A 17,907-nucleotide genomic window follows, 5' to 3' on the forward strand; every position below is an offset into this window, starting at 1 on the left:
GGCGCACGACGTTCATTCCTCCACGTGCACGCTGTCCAGGTAAGTGCGCACTGCCCAGAGCGCTTCCTGGCTCAGGTAGTCCGCCATCTTGGGCATGTATACGCGGCCATCGCGTACGGCACCGTGACGCACACGTTCGACGAACCACTCATCACCCGCTTCACCGACGTCGAGCATGCGCAGGTCAGGCGCGATGCCGCCGGACTTGGCTTCAAGACCATGACACGCCGCGCAGTTCTGGTTGTACGCCGACGCCCCGATTTCGACCGCCTTGTCGTGCTCGGGTGACTCGCGGTAAGGGTTGACCGCCGCCCAGCCATCGGCATCCAGGCTCACGCCGGCCTCCTTGATCGGGGTCAGCCCCTGGGTCTCCACCGCCTGCGGCACCACGTTGCCATGGGCCCAGGCCGACCCGGTCAACACGGCACCGGCCAACAGGCCGGCAGCCAGCACGACGTTGCGTTTGATTGTCATTGTTATGCCCTCACGGTTGCACGCAAGGCCTCAACCACAGAGGCCGTGCCGCCATCTTAGAAACCGCGGCGCCGGGGCCGTATGCTGCTTTGGTGGTCGGGTGCTCGTTCCTTGGTAGTAGGGCTTGCGACGACGTGCGAAAAGAGGTTGGCGGTGGGAAGTTTTCCCGGCCTCGGCGGGATTTTCTCCCTGTTGCGCAGCGTCCGGACGGACCACGCTGTGCGGGCCAAACTCCACAGGGAATTGCAACCATGACAACAAGATCGCTACCCGCCCCGTCTCCCCTGGCCCTGAGCGTGAAGGCCCTGCTGCTGGCCGCAAGCCTGGCCACCGGGACAGTGGCCACGGCGGCAACCACAAGCCCGGCACCTGCCAGCAAGAACGTGACCTGGGAAGACATCGCCAACGACCACCTCACGACTGGGGACGTCCTGCAATACGGCATGGGCACCAACGCCCAGCGCTGGAGCCCGCTGGCCCAGGTCAACGACAAGAACGTGTTCAAGCTGACCCCGGCCTGGTCTTACTCCTTTGGTGACGAAAAGCAACGTGGCCAGGAGTCTCAGGCTATTGTCAGCGACGGCGTGGTGTACGTCACCGGCTCCTACTCGCGGGTATTCGCCCTCGATGCCAAGACCGGCAAACGCCTGTGGACCTACAATCACCGCCTGCCGGACAACATTCGCCCGTGCTGCGACGTGGTAAACCGTGGCGCTGCCATTTACGGCGACAAGGTCTACTTTGGCACGCTGGACGCCCGGGTCATCGCGCTGAACAAACACACCGGCAAGGTGGTGTGGAACAAGAAATTCGGCGACCACAGCGCCGGCTACACCATGACCGGGGCGCCTGTGCTGGTCAAGGACAAGACCAGCGGCAAGGTGCTGCTGATCCACGGCAGCTCCGGCGACGAATTCGGCGTGGTGGGCCAGCTGTTCGCCCGTGACCCGGAAACCGGCGAGGAAGTGTGGATGCGCCCCTTCGTCGAGGGCCACATGGGCCGCCTCAATGGCAAGGACAGCACCCCTACTGGCAACGTCAAGGCACCGTCCTGGCCGGATGACCCGACCACCGAAACCGGCAAGGTGGAGGCCTGGAGCCACGGCGGCGGCGCACCCTGGCAGAGTGCAAGCTTCGATGCCCAAAGCAATACCATCATCGTTGGTGCAGGCAACCCAGGCCCCTGGAACACCTGGGCACGCACCGCCAAGGACGGCAACCCGCACGATTACGACAGCCTCTATACCTCCGGCCAGGTGGGCGTGGACCCCAGCACTGGCGAGGTCAAATGGTTCTACCAGCACACCCCCAACGACGCCTGGGACTTCTCTGGCAACAACGAGCTGGTGCTGTTCGACTACAAGGACAAGCAAGGCAAGGTGATCAAGGCCACGGGGCATGCCGACCGCAACGGTTTCTTCTACGTGGTCGATCGCAACGACGGCAAGCTGCAGAACGCCTTCCCCTTCGTCGACAACATCACCTGGGCCAGTCACATCGACCTCAAGACCGGCCGTCCCGTGGAAAATCCAGGGCAACGGCCTGCCAAGCCGCTGCCGGGAGAAACCAAGGGCAAGCCGGTGGAAGTGTCGCCACCCTTCCTGGGCGGCAAGAACTGGAACCCCATGGCCTACAGCCAGGACACCGGTCTTTTCTACATCCCGGGCAACCAGTGGAAAGAGGAATACTGGACCGAGGAAGTGAACTACAAGAAAGGCTCCGCTTACCTGGGCATGGGCTTTCGCATCAAGCGCATGTACGACGACCACGTAGGCACCCTGCGCGCCATGGACCCGACCACCGGCAAGCTGGTGTGGGAACACAAGGAGCACCTGCCGCTGTGGGCCGGGGTGCTGGCGACCAAGGGCAACCTGGTGTTCACCGGAACCGGTGACGGTTTCTTCAAGGCTTTCGACGCCAAGACCGGCAAAGAGCTTTGGAAATTCCAGACGGGCAGCGGCATCGTTTCCCCGCCCATTACCTGGGAGCAGGACGGGGAGCAATACATCGGTGTCACTGTCGGCTATGGCGGGGCGGTGCCGCTGTGGGGCGGCGACATGGCCGAACTGACCAAGCCAGTGGCCCAGGGCGGTTCGTTCTGGGTGTTCAAGATACCGAGTTGGGACACCACGACTGCTCAACGTTGACCGACAGCGGGGCGCGCTCCGGCTGCGCCCCGCCCTTTTGCGCCTGTCCAGGGAACTCGATCATGACCTTTCTACCACTGGCCTTGTTGCTGGCCATCACTCCCGCGTTGGCGCTGGCCACTGATAGCGATGACGGCGACACGCCGTTGAGCATCAACGGCTGCGTGATCGCCGAAGCCAGCCAATGCCCCGGCGCCAACCTGCGGGGCGCCAAGCTGGCCAATCAGGACCTGCGCAAGATGAACCTGGCCGGCGCCGACCTGCGCGATGCCGACCTGCGCCACGCCCGGCTGGACCTGGCCAATCTCGAAAAAGCCCGGTTGCAGGGCGCCAACCTGACCCGCGCCAGCCTGCAGCAAAGCAACCTGCGCCTGGCCGACCTGAGCAGTGCACGGCTGATGGCCATCCAGGGCTGGGGGCTGTTTGCCCAAGGCGCCCAGTTCACCAACGCCGACCTGAGCGCTGCCTACCTGCAATTCGCCCGGCTCTCGGGCGCCAGGATGCAGCAGGCCAACTTGCAGGCTGCGGACCTGGAAATGGCCTGGCTGAACAAGACCGACTTGCGCGGCGCGCATCTGAACGATGCCAATCTCCAAGAAGCCAAGCTTGGGCAGAGCAACCTCGAACAAGCCAAGCTGGAAGGCGCGCGCCTTCACTACGGCAACTTCCAGGACGCCAACATGCAAGGCTGCAGCGGCTGCCCAGCCACCTGGGAACATTGACTTCGAGCACTCGGCTAACCCGCTACACGTACCAGACCCAGGTCGATGCCCACGTGCACCAGTTCAGCATGGGAGCCGACCTGCAGTTTGCTCTTGAGCATGGTCAGGTGATTGGAGACGGTCTTTGCACTGATACACAGCTGCTCGGCGATCGACCGGGCCGGTGTGCCGCGAACCAGCATCACGAAGATTTCCAGCTCCCGCTGGGTCAGGCGTTGCAGCCTGGGATCACAAGCATCGTGCGTCGAGCTGCAGGCCAGTTGGGTAGCCAGCCCCTGCTCGATGTACGCGTATCCGGCAAGCACGCGCTGTACGGCCTCGACCAGAACCTGCGGGGCCGAGCTCTTGGTCAGATAGCCGGCCGCGCCGGCGTCCAGCGCCTGGCGTACCAGTGGCAGCTCGTCATGCATGCTGAAGAACAGCACCCGCAACTGCGGCAGGCGCTGGCGCAGGCGTCGGGTGGTTTCCAGCCCACTGATGCCGGGCAGGCCGAAGTCCATGATCACCAGATTCGGTACCTGCTCCTGCACGCGAGCCAGGGCTTCTTCACCGCTGGCAGCCTCACGCACCTGCATCGATGGCAACACGGCGCGCAGCAGGCTGGCGTAGCCTTGGCGAACCACGGCGTGGTCGTCGACCAGCACGATATTCATGACACCTCCAGGGGAATCGTCAGGGCCAGTGCCCACCCGGCACCGGGACGGGTGAGAATGAGCAGTTCACCGCCCAGGCTGCGGGCGCGCTCGGCCATTGAATGCAAACCTACCCCGGGCCGCCCAGGCTGGCTGGCGCCGCAGCCGTCGTCGCGAACCAGAAGGCGCAGCCCGTTGGCGCCCCGTTGCAGGCGTATCCGCACCTGACGGGCGTGGGCATGGCGAGCGACGTTGGTCAGCGCTTCCTGCAACAACCGGTACAGATGCGTGCGTTGGGTAGATGACAGCGCCGGCAACTGGGCCCCGACCCGCAAATGACACTCGATGGCCTGGCTGGCACGCCATTGGCTCACCAACTGGTCGAGGGCTTCGGCCATGGGCAGGTGCTGCAGCGCAACCGGGTACAAGTCCCGTATCAAGGCTCGGAAACCGAACTGCAAGCCTGCACAGTTGCGCTCCAGCGTCTGGGTGGTTTGTCGCACCTGCTCAGGTTGGTGGGCACACAATTGCAACAGACACACCTGGGCGCGGATGCCGGCCACGTACTGGCCCAGGTCGTCGTGCAGCGCCTGAGCCAGCCGCGTGCGTTCCTGCTCCTGGACCGCCAGCAAAGCGCCAGTCAGTTGCTGGTTGTCGGCCTGGGCCTGCTCGATCGCCGCGGCCATCTGGTTGAAGTGCCCGGCCAATTGGCGCGCTTGCGGGCCACCGGTCACTTGCAGACGCACGTCCAACTGCCCTTGCGACACCTGGCGCAATGCACGCAGCAGCGCAGCCAGCAGGCGCAGCCCGCGCTGCACGGCCCAACTGATGGACAGCAGGCTCATGGCCAACGCGACAGCACATACCGCCAGCAGCTGTTGCAGCGAGTCCCAGACTTCATCGACCTCATCGCGTGCGTCCACGCTCAACGCGACGCGGCGGCCATCATCGAGTACCAGCATACGGGTGCTGTCGTAATGCTCGCCTGCCAGCACCGTGCCCAACCAGCCATCGAGCCCGGCCTCGGACGGCACCGCCGTTTTTTCAGGCTCGCCAGGGTTCAGCCAATGCACGCGCACGTGGCGCAGGTGCTCGGTCAGCACAGGTTGCAGGCTCGCCGGGTCGTGGCTGGCGGCTTGGGCCATGTACGCCATCACCGCTTCGGCCGACTGCAACTCCCGCTTCACATCGGCTGATGCCTGGTGCAGCACGACCCCCGCGCAGGCCAGGGTCAACACCGCGAAACAGCCAGCGACCCACAGGTTGATACGCCAGAGGGCAGACAGATTGACAGCATGCATGACCGGGCTCCAGGGCAACTGCTGCCATCCTAGGGCGCCACGCCAGCGCACCCGCTACTACCTTGGTAGCGGCTGGGCGCTACTTTCTGCATATTCCCCGGCCCCGGTAGGCTTTCTATGCTGGCGCCATCTGCCGTGGAGTGCGATATGCGCCAGCCTGCCCACCTTGTCCTGACTTGCCTGCTGACCTTGCTTGCGCCGACGGCCTGGGCTCAGAACGAAAGGGCCGACACACAGGCCGTGAGCCCCTTGCAGATCCGTATCGGCTACCTGAGCTATCGCCCTGACAGCGGCCCGCTGTTGTCCACTATCTGGCCTGAACCGAACGATGCCGGCCTGCAAGGGGCACAGTTAGCCGTTGCCGACAGCAATACCACCGGGCGGTTTCTCAAGCAGCAGTTCGCGCTGGTCAGCGCACGTGCCGACTCCGCCGAGCAACTGCTGCATGCCGCCCAGGCCCAGCATGGGGATGGCGTGCGGTTGTTCGTCATCAACGCGCCGGTCGCCAGCCTGCGGGCCTTGTCTGCGGCCCTGCCTGACAGCCTGCTGTTCAATGCCGGCAGCCCGGATGACGCCATACGCAGCGTGCAGTGCCTGGGCAATGTGCTGCACGCCCTGCCTGGGCGGGCGATGCTGGCCGATGCGCTGGTGCAGTTTCTGGTGCTGCGCAAATGGCAGCGCGGGTTGCTGATCGTCGGGCAGACCCCGGACGATGAAGCCTACGCCGCCGCGCTGCGCCGCGCGGCCAAGCGCTTTGGCCTGCAACTGGTGGCCGAGAAGCGCTGGACGTTCGACAACGACCAGCGCCGCAGCGCCCAGGCCGACATGCCGCTGTTCACTCAGGCGCGCGAATACGACGTGGTGCTGGTGGCTGATGAACGGGGCGACTTCGGCGAATACGTGCCCTACCAGACCTGGTTGCCACGCCCGGTCGCCGGCACTCAGGGCCTGACGCCCACCGGCTGGCACAAGACCGTAGAAACGTTTGGCGCCGCGCAATTGCAAAAACGCTTCGAAGCGCAGGCCGGCCGTTGGATGAACGACCGCGATTTCGCAGCGTGGATGGCCGTGCGCAGCATCGCCACGGCCGTCAGCAAGCTGCGCGAGGCCAAGCCCAGGGCCTTGCAGCAACTGCTTGTGAGCGAACAACTGCCACTCGACGGTTTCAAGGGGCGCAAGCTCAGCTACAGGCCCTGGAATGGCGAGCTGCGCCAACCCATCCCCCTGGTGCAGCCCAGAGCCCTGGTCAGCACCTCACCGCAGGAAGGCTTCCTGCACCCTTCCAACGAGATGGACAGCCTGGGATTCGACAAGGCCGATGTGAGCTGCACTTACCCCTGACACGCCCACACAATAACAAGGAACCTGTCATGCGCCGCCGCCCCTCATCACGCTGCCTGCTGTGCGCCCGTCTTCTGCCGGTCGTCCTGGCCCTGGCCGGCGAGCCTGCTCTGGCCGCCACCGCCTGGGTGTCCAACGAGAAGGACAACACCCTGAGCCTGATCGACCTGCAGACCTTGACGGTGACCGACACCCTGCCCGTCGGCCAACGCCCGCGCGGCCTGCTGCTGTCGCACGACAACAAGCTGCTGTACATCTGCGCCAGCGATTCGGATCGGGTGCAGGTGATGGACGTGGCCAGCCGTATCCTCGTCAAGGAACTCCCGTCAGGCAAAGACCCCGAGCAATTCGCCCTGCATCCCAACGACCGTTGGTTGTACGTGTCAAACGAAGACGATGCCCTGGTCACGGTCATCGACACCGTTAGCGACACGGTGCTGGCCCAGGTGGATGTGGGCATCGAACCTGAGGGCATGGCCGTGAGCCCGGATGGCAAATGGGCGGTCAACACCAGCGAAACCACCAACATGCTGCACTGGATCGACACCCAGACCCAGACCTTGGCCGACAGCACCCCGGTGGACCAGCGCCCCCGTTTCGTGGAATTCAGCCAGGATGGCAAGCACCTGTGGGCGTCGGCAGAAATCGGCGGCACGGTCACCATCCTGGACGTGGCTTCGCGCCAGGTGCTCAAGACCCTGAACTTCGCCATCAAGGGCGTGCACCCTGACAAAGTCCAGCCAGTGGGCATCAAGCTCAGCGCCGATGGCAAGTACGCGTTCGTGGCACTGGGCCCGGCCAATCATGTGGCGGTGGTCGATGCCAGGACATTCGAAGTGCTGGACTACCTGCTGGTGGGGCGTCGCGTCTGGCAGCTGGCCTTCACCCCTGACCAGCAGCAACTGCTGGCCACCAATGGCGTGAGCGGCGACGTGTCGGTGATCGACGTGGCCAGCCTCAAGGTGCTCAAATCGATCAAGGTCGGCCGCTATCCATGGGGTGTGGTGGTCACGCCATGAACGCGCTGCACATTGAGGGGGTCAGTTTCGCCTATGGTCAGCGCGCGGCACTCAGGGACGTGACCTTCAGCCTGACGCCCGGCCACTTCACCGCCTTGCTGGGGCCCAACGGCGCCGGCAAGTCGACCTTGATTGCCTTGATGACCTGCCTGTATGACGTGCAGCACGGCGATATCCAGGTCTTGGGTTATTCGCTGCGCCGTCAGCCTCGGGCAGCGCTAGGGCAGCTGGCCGTCGTGTTTCAGCAGAGCACGCTGGACCTGGACCTTAGCGTGGAACAGAACCTGCGCTATCACGCAGCGCTGCATGGGATGCCCCGGCGGGAGGCCCAGCGCCGCGTGGACGCCGAACTGGCCCGCCAAGGGCTGGGAGAGCGGCGCCGTGACCCCGTGCGCGAACTCAATGTTGGGCACAGGCGCCGCGTCGAAATCGCCCGGGCACTGCTGCACGGGCCCCGCCTTTTGCTACTCGACGAAGCCAGCGTTGGCCTGGATCCGCCCAGCCGGCAAGCACTCAACCAGCACGTGCGTAGCTTGTGCCACAGCGATCGGCGCTTGAGCGTGCTGTGGACCACTCACCTGCTCGATGAAGTGCAGGCGACCGATGACCTGGTCATCCTGCACCAGGGTCGGGTGGTGGCAAATGGGCCTGCCGAGGCCATGATGCAGCCCCACGGCGGCGATCTGGGCCGTACGTTCGCCTATCACACGTGTAACACGGCTGGAGCGCCCGCCTGATGAACGCCTATTGGTACTGTTTTAGCGGCATCCTCATGCGTGAAGCCCTGCGGTTCGTGCGCCAACGCACGCGTCTGATCAGCGCACTGGTGCGCCCCTTGTTGTGGCTGGTGGTGTTCGCTGCCGGGTTTCGTGCTGCACTGGGCATCGCCATCATCGAGCCATACGACAGCTACATTCCCTACGAGGTCTACATCGTGCCGGGCCTGGCCTGCATGATCCTGCTGTTCAATGGCATGCAAGGTTCGCTATCGATGGTCTACGACCGGGAGATGGGCAGCATGCGGGTGCTGCTGACCAGCCCGCTGCCCAGGGCCTTTCTGTTGTGCAGCAAGCTTTTGGCGACGTCGCTTATCTCTGTGCTACAGGTGTACATCTTCATCGCCATCGCTTGGCTTTACGGCATTCAGCCCCCAGTCGGCGGCCTGGGGCTGGCCCTGCCCGCGGTACTGCTCGTGGGGTTCATGCTCAGCGCACTGGGGCTGTTGCTGTCCAATGCCATCCGCCAACTGGAGAATTTTGCCGGAGTGATGAATTTCGTGATCTTCCCCTTGTTCTTTCTGTCGTCGGCGCTCTATCCGCTTTGGAAAATGCAGGAGGCCAGCCAGTGGCTTTACTGGCTGTGTGCGGTCAACCCGTTCACCCACGCCGTCGAGCTGGTGCGCTTTGCGCTCTACGAGCGGCTGAGCCTTCTGGCGCTGGCGGTATGCCTGACGCTGAGCATGCTGTTCACGCTGCTGGCTATCGTCACCTTCAACCCGCAGCACGCCGCCCTGCGCAAACCACGGTGAGGTGCCCCGGTGGACCGTGCGCTGCAGGGGAGGCTCGCCTCTACTACTTTGGTACTACCCAGGGTGTCTATGGTCGCATTCACAAAGCCGTGGCACTGGCATGTAATGCGCTTATAACAAGAAGGAACAGACCATGCCACGTGCCCTCCAAAGGCTGCCCCTGTGCTTGCTGGCCGCCGCCTCGCTGAGCCTTCTGCTGGGCCATGCCCAGGCCGCCGCCCCACCGACGTTCACGCCAGATGGCTACCGCGCCACGCTGTACCGCAGCCCGACCCCGCCGCAGGTCGAAGGTGGCAAGGTGATAGACACTGCCGCGCTGCAATCGATGATGCGGGGGCATCCGGCCCCTGTCCTGATCGACGTCTACCGCCGCCAGTGGCTGCATGAACGCTTCATCGAAGACGAGCCCCACGCCAACCTGCCTGGCAGCCTGTGGCTGCCCAACACCGGCGACGGCGTGCTCAGCCCTGCCTGGCAAGGTTACTTCGAGCATCACCTGCGTCAGGCCACAGGGGGGCAGCCTCATTACCCTGTCGTCTTCTATTGTCGGTCCGATTGCTGGTTGAGCTGGAACGCGGTAAAACGCGCAGCACACCTGGGCTACACCAACCTCTACTGGTACCGCGACGGGCTAGACGCCTGGCAGCAGGCCGACCTGCCCGTGCAGACGGCCCAGCCAGCAGCGTTTCCCTGACAGCTTGCTTGCCCCTGCGCGCTTAATTATTCAAACAAGAACAAGGTGAAAAGGCCATGTACAAAATCTTGATTGCCGACGATCACCCGCTGTTTCGCGAAGCGATCCACAACGTCATCAGTGACGGGTTTCAGGGCAGTGAAATCATGGAAACCGCCGACCTGGACAGTGCGCTGACGCTGACCCAGGACCATGACGACCTCGACCTGATCCTGCTCGACCTGAACATGCCGGGCATGCATGGCCTGAACGGGCTGATCACCTTGCGCAACGAGGCACCTACCACCCCGGTGGTGATCGTCTCGGCCGAGCAGGAGAAGCAGGTGGTGCTGCAAGCCATCACCTACGGTGCGGTGGGCTTCATCACCAAGTCCTCGCCGCGCGCGCAGATGATCGAGGCGATCGAGCAGATCCTCAACGGCAACGTGTACCTGCCGCCGGATATCATCCGCGCGCAGAAAAGCAGCAGCCGCCGCCTGAGCGATGCCCCAAGCTTCCCGCCGGAAATGCTCCAGGCCCTGACGCGCAAGCAGTTGCTGGTGCTCGAACGCATGACCAAGGGCGAATCGAACAAACAGATCGCTTATGCCTTGGACATCGCCGAAACCACCGTCAAGGCCCACGTCTCGGCCATCCTGCGCAAGCTGAACGTGCACAACCGGGTGCAGGCCATCCTCAGCGCCGGCGACATCGACTTCGCTGACTATCTACGGCGCTGACCCCCAAGGGGCCCGGGAGGCCAGCAAGTGGCTCATGGCGGTCTTGAGTTTCATGGGCCGTACGGGCTTGTGCATCAGCGTATGGCCTCGCTCACGGATCTGTTGCTTGAGTTCATTGCTGTAGTTGGCGGTGATCATCAGCGCAGGCAGCGGCCGGGCACGGCGGGCATTGATACGTGCCACGGCGTCGACGCCAGTGCAGTCGTCATCGAGGTGATAGTCGGCAATCAGCAGGTCGGCATCGGCGTGGTAGTTCTCCACCTGACGGGCCAGGTCCTGCTCCGACAGTGCCGTGATCACGCAACAGCCCCAGCCTTCGAGCAGTGTGCGCATGCCGGCACAGATGGCAGCGTCGTTGTCCAGCACCCACACCCGGGCCCCACGCAGGCACTCGAGCATCGGCTGGCATACGGCATGCTCGGGCCGTGCAATCGGGACGGCGGTGCTCAGCGGCACTTCCACGGCGAATACTGACCCCTTCCCGGGCCAGGAGCGCACGGCAATACGGTGGCCGAGGATGCCGGCAATCTTCTCGACGATGGCAAGCCCCAGGCCCAGGCCGCGATCCTGATCCGGCCGCTGCACGGCGCCACGCTTGAATTCCTGGAACATTTCCTCCAGATGCTCCTCGGCAATGCCGATACCGGTGTCCCACACCTCGATGCGCACGCAACCTGCCTGGCGGCGACAGCCCAGCGCCACGCGCCCGCTGGGGGTATAGCGGATGGCGTTGCTGAGCAAGTTGCGCAGGATCCGCGCCAGCAGCTGGATATCGCTGCGCACCACGACCGAGCAGCTTACGAAGTGCAGGGCCAGCCCCTCGCTGCGGGCGACGTGGGCATACTCTGCCGCCAGGTTGTCCATCAGTTCCGCCAGGGCGAAGGGTGCCACGTCGGCTGTGATGACGCCGGCATCGAGCTTGGAGATGTCCACCAGCGTTCCCAGCAGGTTCTCGACGTCTTCCAGGGAGTTGCTGACATTACGCACCAGCTGTGCACTGGCCAGCGGATCGCGGCGCTCGAGCAAGGCGCTGGTGAACAAGCGCGCCGCGTTCAGTGGCTGCAGCAGGTCATGGCTGACCGCGGCAAGGAACTTGGTCTTGGACAGGTTGGCCTGGTCAGCCTCGTGCTTGGCCTCGCGCAAACGCGCCTCGGCACGTCGCCGTTCTTCGATCTCCCGTAACAACTGTTCGTTGAGGCTGGTCAACTCGGCCGTACGCTCACGGACCCGCAGCTCCAGGTGCTGATAAGCCTGGTGCAGCGCCTGGGCGGTGTTGCGCCGTTCGGTGATGTCACGGATCAACACGAAGATACCGACCACCTCGCCAGAGGCCAGCCGATTGGGCACATAGGAGCGCAGCATGTGGCGCTCCTGGCCGTTGATGTTGGTTTCCGGAAATTCGAACGTGACGCTCTCCCCTGCCAGCGCCCGCGCCACATAGGCTTCAAGGCGCTGATAATGCTGCTCGCTATGGGCCTGGCGCAGGCTCTGGCCCAGCATCAGCCCACTGGGCCAGCAATACCATTGCTCATAGACCTTGTTGGTGAACTCATACACCAGGTCGGCGTTGAGGTAGGCGATCAGTGCCGGCACATGGTCAGTGATCAGCCGGATCCAGCGCTCGCTTTCGCTGAGGGCCTCGGCATGCAGGTAGCGTTCGGTGATATCGGTAAACGTGTTGACGAATCCGCCAGTGGGCAGTGGATGCGTGCGGATCTCCAGCATGCGCCCGTCGAACAGGCGTTGCTCGCACTCGTGCACGATACGCCCGTTGTCGTCGCGGCTTTCGGGCGTGAGCAAACGCAGCTCGCTGTCGGCAATCACGTCGGCGAAGGGACGGTGCGCAGCGACCGGGGCCAGCCCGCTCAGCTCCAGGAACCGGCGGTTCCACAACTCCAGGACACCGTCCGCGTTGACCATGGCCACGCCTTGGGACAGGTTGTCCACCGCCCGCTGCAACAGGTGCGATTTCTGCGCCACCGCCTGTTCCCTGCGCAGGGTTTCGCTGAGTTTGACCTCGGTGATGTCGGTGAACAGGATCACCCGGCCACCCTCGCAGGTGGGGCGCTCGTTGACCTGCAGCCAGCGGCCATTGTGCTGTCGGTACAACAGATGTTCGTCGGCAGGGCCGCGCGGATCCTCGCTGAACAGGCCGCTGCTGGTCATCAGCCTGCGCACGTCGACCAGGCGCATGCCGGGAATGATGCGCACGCGGCGGTTCTCCCAGAAAGCCTTGAAGCGGCTGTTGCACAGCACCATGCGCAGGTTTCGGTCGAACAGGATGAACGCGTCGGAAATGCTTTCGATGGCATCGATCAGGTGCTGGTGCGCGGTTTCAGCGCGCAGACGCGCTTCGCTGAGCAGTTGGTTGCCCGCCTTGAGTTCGGCCATGGCCTGGTTCAACGCATCAGTGCGCTCGCGCACCTGCTCGGCCAGCACCACCGAATGCTGGAAGGCCGCATAGGGATCGCTCCCGCGCGTGACACCCGACTCGATGCGCTCGATCAGCGCGGCGTTGATCCGTTGCAGCTTGCGGTTTTCATAGCGAAGCTGCGCCAGTTCGGCCTGCACGTCATTGCCCGGGGCGGGTTCGGTTGCGGGCAATGGCAACCCCGGTGAAGGTCTGGTTGATGTGCATACCATTGAACTGTTCTCCATAGGTGTTGAAGCCCATCACCCGCTGCTCGCGCAGAAAATCACCCACCGCCGCCAGGCCTTGCTGGGTCTCCAGCTCCAAGCGGCGCAAAAAACAGTCGCAGCCGATGGTGAGCATCAGCGGACCCAGGCGTTGCTGCAGGCCATCGAACAGCTGCTGCAGGTTCGGCAGCAACGGGCCGGGTGTCATGGGCGTGAGCACAATGCCGTTCTCTACCGCACAGTAGAAGCTCAGGCTCAGATCGGCATGCACCTGCTGGATGGCCCGCACGTAGTACCGGTTGTGCATGCGCACGGCCAGCGGGTGGGCGGCAAACAGCCTGTGGTCCAGGGCGCTGACGGGCACCCCGATATGGCGTGCATATTCTTCGGCCGCAGGCTCGGCATTGAGCTCATACACCCGTCGCTGGGCGCTGTCGGCGCCGGTGACCACCAGTTTTTCCTGCCGTGGCTCAAGGTGGTGGGTGGTGAACACTTCGAAGTCCAGCCAGGTATTGACCAGCACCACCACGGCAGCACCGTGGTGAAACGCCCCGCCATAGAAGACGTGGGTCCGTGTCAGGTAGTTGTCGTCCCCGGCCGAGCCGCCAAAATGCGGGATATCGCCCAACGCTGCGCTCAGGGCCGCCAGCACCGTCTCTTCACGGCTGGACAAGCCATCGAGCAAGGTCAAGGCGAAGCTGTGCCCTTTGATCTGGGCCAAGGCGTTGCCGCGACAGCTGCCGACCAACCGCTCGACCATCTGCTGGGCGTCGATCAGGCTGAAACGCTCCATTTCGTCGATCAGTTCGGTGGCGATGGAAAAATGCCGGTGATCAAAACCTACGGCCGTCACGCAACTGCGCCCATAACCCAGCGGCGTGATTTCCCCCGCACTGGTGCACCCGACCAGCGGGATGCCGCCAAAGCCTTGTTCAAGGGCCTGGCCCAAGGCCTGCAGGTCGTACTCGGCGGTGCAGAAGAACAGCACGAAGCCCAAGTGCGGATGCAGCAGTTGCCGCGCCAGTTCCTGAGCCGCCACGCGTGCATCGCTGGCCTGGGACATGGCGCTGACCACGCCCTCGTTATGTGCCTGCTGCATCGGGGTCTCCGGCAAGGGCTGGCTGAGCGGTGAGTGTACGAAGCATGGGCCAGGGTTCGAATGCTACTTGCGTAGCGGGTGCACGCGTCGATGGGCGTAGTGGTGAGCTACTGACGCACGCTATTGCTGGAGGAGGCGAATGCCCTGGGTGGCCCAGAACGTCCGGTAGCAGCACTGCCCGAGCCTCCATGCACTGGCGAAACGATCCCCGCACCATCGCAAGATCATCCAGGCAGTCGTCAGAGCGCCTCTCGCACGCTCAGCTACCGCCCTTTCACTGTCCGTCGTCGCGTGACGGAAATTTGGGCGTTTCCTGCTTGGATCCTCCCCGTTTTGCCTTAGCTGCCGCAGGGCTTCTTCCTCGTTTCGGTTCAGCCTGTGCGGGTGTATCGGTCAACGACACCGGGTTAATTCCCCCCCGGGGATTGAGCACAATACCCATCCGCAGCCCAAAAAGACGCAGCACAGCCTCCAGGGTGCCGAGTTTGGGGTTGGATTTCCCACTTTCGAGTTCATACAAGCTTTTCGTGGACATCTTGCACATCGTTGCAAAGGTCTCTTGATCCAGACCGGTGACTTCGAGCCGCAAGCGGCGGATGGATGCGCCGATCGAATCAAGCCCCAAGGCGTTGCGCTGGGCGATCTCCTCCACAAGCTGAGCACGCTGTTCGGGCTGTAATTTTTTCATCTCAACCCCCACTGTGCGAGTCGCTTGTCCAGGTCATTGACCGGCAAAGAGGCTGCATTGCGTACCGACTCGGGGACACCCGTCAGCAGATCGGGCAACGCCCTGAAGCCATCAGCCGCATTCATCAACCGTTGCAGCAGCACATCGGGATCGGTGTAACCGGCCAGTTCAGCGCAATTGTCCCTCCAGTTGGAGGAACCCTTGCGCTCGGCCACCCACTTCGTCGTCCGTGTGACGCCCTCTTCGTCAAGGATCATTGGCGCAAGGTCATAGATCGGGGCCAAACGAAACTTTCCATTTTCACGGATGATGGAGATGTTTCGTCCGTGGTTATCGGTATTGCCCAGAATGCGATTGAGCAGATCGCGCCGTACGTACTCGAACACCAAGTCCTCTATCTCATCCTGCTGGCCGTTGTGGGTCCACAGCTCCACCAATCGGTGAACGACTTCAGCATGGGTCATCACCTGCCCATAACCGGTAATGCCGCAGATTGAATACACCGACTCCAGTGGCACCCGCTCCACTACGCCATTCACGACTCGGCGATCAAAGCGCGGCATCCACAGGCTGGGCTTGACTGCCTCCTCGAGCATCAAGCCCTCAGTGGGAACCGTATCAAGTCCCAGGGCCGCCACCGCGTTGTAGTAATGGAACTCGGTGCGCAGGATATCGTTATCGCGCTCACTCCCTTTATTGCGCGCGAACTTGATCAGCCAGTGTTGACGCGCTTGGTTATCGGCAAGCATTGCATCAGCGTATAGCGCACCGTCGTGGGCTTGGGTCATAAGCAGTTTGGGGGCTTGCCCGTTGGCACCGGTAGCGCCACCCAACGCCGCACCGGTTTCAAAGGCGTACTCCAGAAACTCATTCGTCCTGTTCACGACTTCAAGGCGCGCGAATGCCTCTTGTCGACCCGGCTGCAGATCCTCTACCGACTCCTTGATCCGCAAATGCCCGACGGGGGCCGGTGTGAAACGCTTCAAAAGGTACAGCCCCATTTCCATACCTTCGGGTTTGGATCGCGCGTAACGCGATTCAAGGGACTCTTTGGCAGCGCCAGAAGGAATGAGGTCGTATAGAAATGCCGGATAGCCTTTCCCGCGGTGGTGATCCCAATTCAAGGGCAGGCCAACGCTCAGCGCCCGTTCGCAACGATCTTCCATGCAATCAAAGTTTGCGATGATGTAGTCGTCGTCATAGGCCACCAGGCACGCACCCTCAGCAACACGCTCAGGGTTCTCAAACGTAAGCGTGGCCGCGTCGGCCCATGTGCCCTCAAAAAAAGCTTGAATGACGAGCTTGAGCGGCATGTCAATCTCCTAATCAGTACTGCAATGCTGATTAGAATAGTCCCCGGGTCAATAACCGGCAATAAAATGCTGACTAACAGCCTGAACTTTGAAAAACCGGCACTAAACTGCTGGTTTTAATTGCTTGCCGCATGCATTGGGTGCTGTCCTGACGGCTGGGAAGCGTCCGGCGGGCAAGTGAGCGTCAACAGCGTTGTGCGTGCAAGCATCATTCGGGCTGCAGCGCTGCACCGCCATCAGGCGCCTGACCCTGAAGGTCTGGAATACCACGCAAGCCCCGTTGAACACTGCGCCTGCGCCACATCGTTACCACGTCAGCACCGCACCCACGGCAAACGTATCGGTGTCTTCGTTCTGCTCGCGAGTCTCATGGCCCTCAATGGAAAACTGGTTGTACTCGGCCACCAGCTTGAGGTTGTCGTTGATGTCATGGAACAGCGCCACCCCGCGGGTTTGATAATCGGCACCGCTGCCTACCGCGCCGTTGCCGTCGTCCTTGGTCTTGCCGTAGGAAAGCGCAACCCGGTTCTTGCCGACCTTGTAAGAGGCTTGCAGCAGGTAGCCGTCGCTGTCCACGTTGCGCAACACCGGTTCGCCGGCATTGTTGGTGAAGAACGGGTTGATGCCCTTGGCCTGGAAGCCGGACCCGGTCAGGGACAGCCCGCCCAGCTTGGCCTGCACGCCATAGCCAAGCCCTTTTGAGGTGACAGACCGCACCGCGTCGTCAGTGTTGTCGGAGGTCTGGTAGCTGCCGTTTAGCCAGCTGTAGATGTGTGCGCCTGCCAGGTCGAACTGGTACGTGATCTCGGACTCGGTGCGGGGGTTCTTCTGGTAGGCCTTGCCCGTGGGGCTGCTGTCATTGGTGTCGACCGGGTCCATGATCCCCACGGCGATACGCAGGCCCTCCATGACCGGGGTACGGTAGGTGATTTGCGAGGTCGGGAACGGGTACGGGTAGCCGCTGCCGATGTTGCCGAACGATACCCCACCGCCATCGACAAGACCCAGCGTGTCACTGACCTGGCCGTAACCGGCGAGCAACTCGTCGAGCAGGATGTTCGAGCGGGCGAACAGCCCGAAGTCCTTGCCGATGAGCACCTCGCCCCATTCAGGGTTGGCCACAGTACCGTAGAACTGCCGGACATCGATGGCCGTGTCGGTACCCGTGCTTTCGCTGTCGTTGATGGTGACCCAGAACGAGGCACGGGCACCGAGCTTCAGGTCATTGACCTGCTTGCCCATGTTGAACCCCAGGTAATTGGGCAGAAAGCCCATCTTCACCCGAGACTGGCGGCGGTCGAACTGCTCACCTTCACGGTCGACCTTGCTGTTGACGTAGAACGCGTTGATATAGCCGTCGGTGGAAAAGGTGGTCTGGTTCTGGTCGTACAACATGATCTCGGCTTGCGCCAGGGAACTCAGGCTGACAGCCGCAAGGCTGGCGATGGCAACTGCCAGGTAACGAGGCCGCAGAGACTTGTTTTTATTGTTGTGCATGGCGCGCTCCAAACGGGGGACAGAGGGTCGGAGGCGATTATCGAAAGGTGGGTAGCGGTCAGAAACGCTGCTTTGGCGCAGCATCGAGCCTGCTTG

General features: G+C 62.9%; 16 protein-coding genes. 8 read left to right on the forward strand and 8 right to left on the reverse strand.

The genetic code is table 11. The annotated features are described in order from the left end of the window. Positions 1-12 precede the first annotated feature (12 nt). Positions 13-474, reverse strand: coding sequence for a cytochrome c-550 PedF (gene pedF, locus PFU01S_RS06860; protein WP_027914778.1), 462 nt, complete (start codon positions 472-474; stop codon positions 13-15). A gap of 251 nt (positions 475-725) precedes the next feature. On the opposite strand from pedF, the gene exaA reads away from it, so the two are divergent. Next, complete coding sequence (gene exaA, locus PFU01S_RS06865; RefSeq protein ID WP_027914777.1) at positions 726-2,621, forward strand: quinoprotein ethanol dehydrogenase; 1,896 nt, start codon at positions 726-728, stop codon at positions 2,619-2,621. A 62-nt stretch (positions 2,622-2,683) separates the two neighbouring features. Further along, complete coding sequence (locus tag PFU01S_RS06870) at positions 2,684-3,343, forward strand: pentapeptide repeat-containing protein (RefSeq protein WP_027914776.1); 660 nt, start codon at positions 2,684-2,686, stop codon at positions 3,341-3,343. Between the two features lie 14 nt (positions 3,344-3,357). Here the strand turns inward: PFU01S_RS06870 and PFU01S_RS06875 are convergent, their stop codons facing one another. Together PFU01S_RS06875 and PFU01S_RS06880 are read right to left on the reverse strand one after the other, a co-directional pair. Then, entirely contained in the window at positions 3,358-3,996 is a 639-nt protein-coding gene (locus PFU01S_RS06875) for a response regulator (RefSeq protein WP_027914775.1), read from the reverse strand. Continuing rightward, the gene (locus PFU01S_RS06880) at positions 3,993-5,276 is read right to left on the reverse strand and encodes a HAMP domain-containing sensor histidine kinase (protein ID WP_027914774.1); all 1,284 of its coding nucleotides are present in this window, start codon (positions 5,274-5,276) and stop codon (positions 3,993-3,995) included. The genes PFU01S_RS06875 and PFU01S_RS06880 overlap by 4 nt, the downstream gene beginning before the upstream one ends. A 147-nt stretch (positions 5,277-5,423) precedes the next feature. Between PFU01S_RS06880 and PFU01S_RS06885 the strand changes: the two genes are divergently transcribed. From PFU01S_RS06885 to PFU01S_RS06910, 6 genes are all read left to right on the forward strand, one after another. Next, the gene (locus tag PFU01S_RS06885) at positions 5,424-6,617 is read left to right on the forward strand and encodes an ABC transporter substrate-binding protein (RefSeq protein WP_028687018.1); all 1,194 of its coding nucleotides are present in this window, start codon (positions 5,424-5,426) and stop codon (positions 6,615-6,617) included. Positions 6,618-6,646: 29 nt separating this feature from the next. Then, positions 6,647-7,636 (forward strand): YVTN family beta-propeller repeat protein, encoded by a 990-nt coding sequence (locus PFU01S_RS06890; RefSeq protein WP_033695038.1) that lies wholly within the window; start codon positions 6,647-6,649, stop codon positions 7,634-7,636. Next, positions 7,633-8,373: an ABC transporter ATP-binding protein gene (locus tag PFU01S_RS06895; RefSeq protein WP_028687017.1), complete on the forward strand. Its 741-nt coding sequence runs from the start codon at positions 7,633-7,635 to the stop codon at positions 8,371-8,373. Before PFU01S_RS06890 ends, PFU01S_RS06895 begins: the two co-directional genes overlap by 4 nt. Next, positions 8,373-9,164 (forward strand): ABC transporter permease, encoded by a 792-nt coding sequence (locus PFU01S_RS06900; protein WP_027914770.1) that lies wholly within the window; start codon positions 8,373-8,375, stop codon positions 9,162-9,164. The genes PFU01S_RS06895 and PFU01S_RS06900 overlap by 1 nt, the downstream gene beginning before the upstream one ends. Positions 9,165-9,297: 133 nt before the next feature. Beyond that, complete coding sequence (locus tag PFU01S_RS06905) at positions 9,298-9,858, forward strand: PQQ-dependent catabolism-associated CXXCW motif protein (protein WP_027914769.1); 561 nt, start codon at positions 9,298-9,300, stop codon at positions 9,856-9,858. A gap of 56 nt (positions 9,859-9,914) precedes the next feature. Further along, on the forward strand, positions 9,915-10,577 hold the full coding sequence (locus tag PFU01S_RS06910) for a response regulator transcription factor (RefSeq protein ID WP_027914768.1): 663 nt from the start codon (positions 9,915-9,917) through the stop codon (positions 10,575-10,577). On the opposite strand, the gene nahK is transcribed toward PFU01S_RS06910, so the two are convergent. The 5 genes from nahK to PFU01S_RS06935 form a co-directional block, all read right to left on the reverse strand. Further along, positions 10,566-13,220: a hybrid sensor histidine kinase/response regulator NahK/ErcS' gene (nahK, locus tag PFU01S_RS06915; RefSeq protein WP_081783937.1), complete on the reverse strand. Its 2,655-nt coding sequence runs from the start codon at positions 13,218-13,220 to the stop codon at positions 10,566-10,568. The two genes, PFU01S_RS06910 and nahK, sit on opposite strands and share 12 nt — an antisense overlap. Then, positions 13,150-14,313 (reverse strand): nitric oxide-sensing protein NosP, encoded by a 1,164-nt coding sequence (gene nosP, locus PFU01S_RS06920; RefSeq protein ID WP_028687015.1) that lies wholly within the window; start codon positions 14,311-14,313, stop codon positions 13,150-13,152. The genes nahK and nosP overlap by 71 nt, the downstream gene beginning before the upstream one ends. Positions 14,314-14,587: 274 nt before the next feature. Continuing rightward, positions 14,588-15,001, reverse strand: coding sequence for a helix-turn-helix domain-containing protein (locus tag PFU01S_RS06925; protein ID WP_028687014.1), 414 nt, complete (start codon positions 14,999-15,001; stop codon positions 14,588-14,590). Then, entirely contained in the window at positions 14,998-16,314 is a 1,317-nt protein-coding gene (locus PFU01S_RS06930; RefSeq protein ID WP_028687013.1) for a type II toxin-antitoxin system HipA family toxin, read from the reverse strand. The genes PFU01S_RS06925 and PFU01S_RS06930 overlap by 4 nt, the downstream gene beginning before the upstream one ends. 306 nt (positions 16,315-16,620) lie before the next feature. Next, positions 16,621-17,811: a porin gene (locus tag PFU01S_RS06935; RefSeq protein ID WP_027914764.1), complete on the reverse strand. Its 1,191-nt coding sequence runs from the start codon at positions 17,809-17,811 to the stop codon at positions 16,621-16,623. Between the last annotated feature and the right edge of the window lie 96 nt (positions 17,812-17,907).

The sequence above is a fragment of the Pseudomonas fulva NBRC 16637 = DSM 17717 genome (genome assembly GCF_000730565.1).
Lineage (GTDB): Bacteria > Pseudomonadota > Gammaproteobacteria > Pseudomonadales > Pseudomonadaceae > Aquipseudomonas > Aquipseudomonas fulva.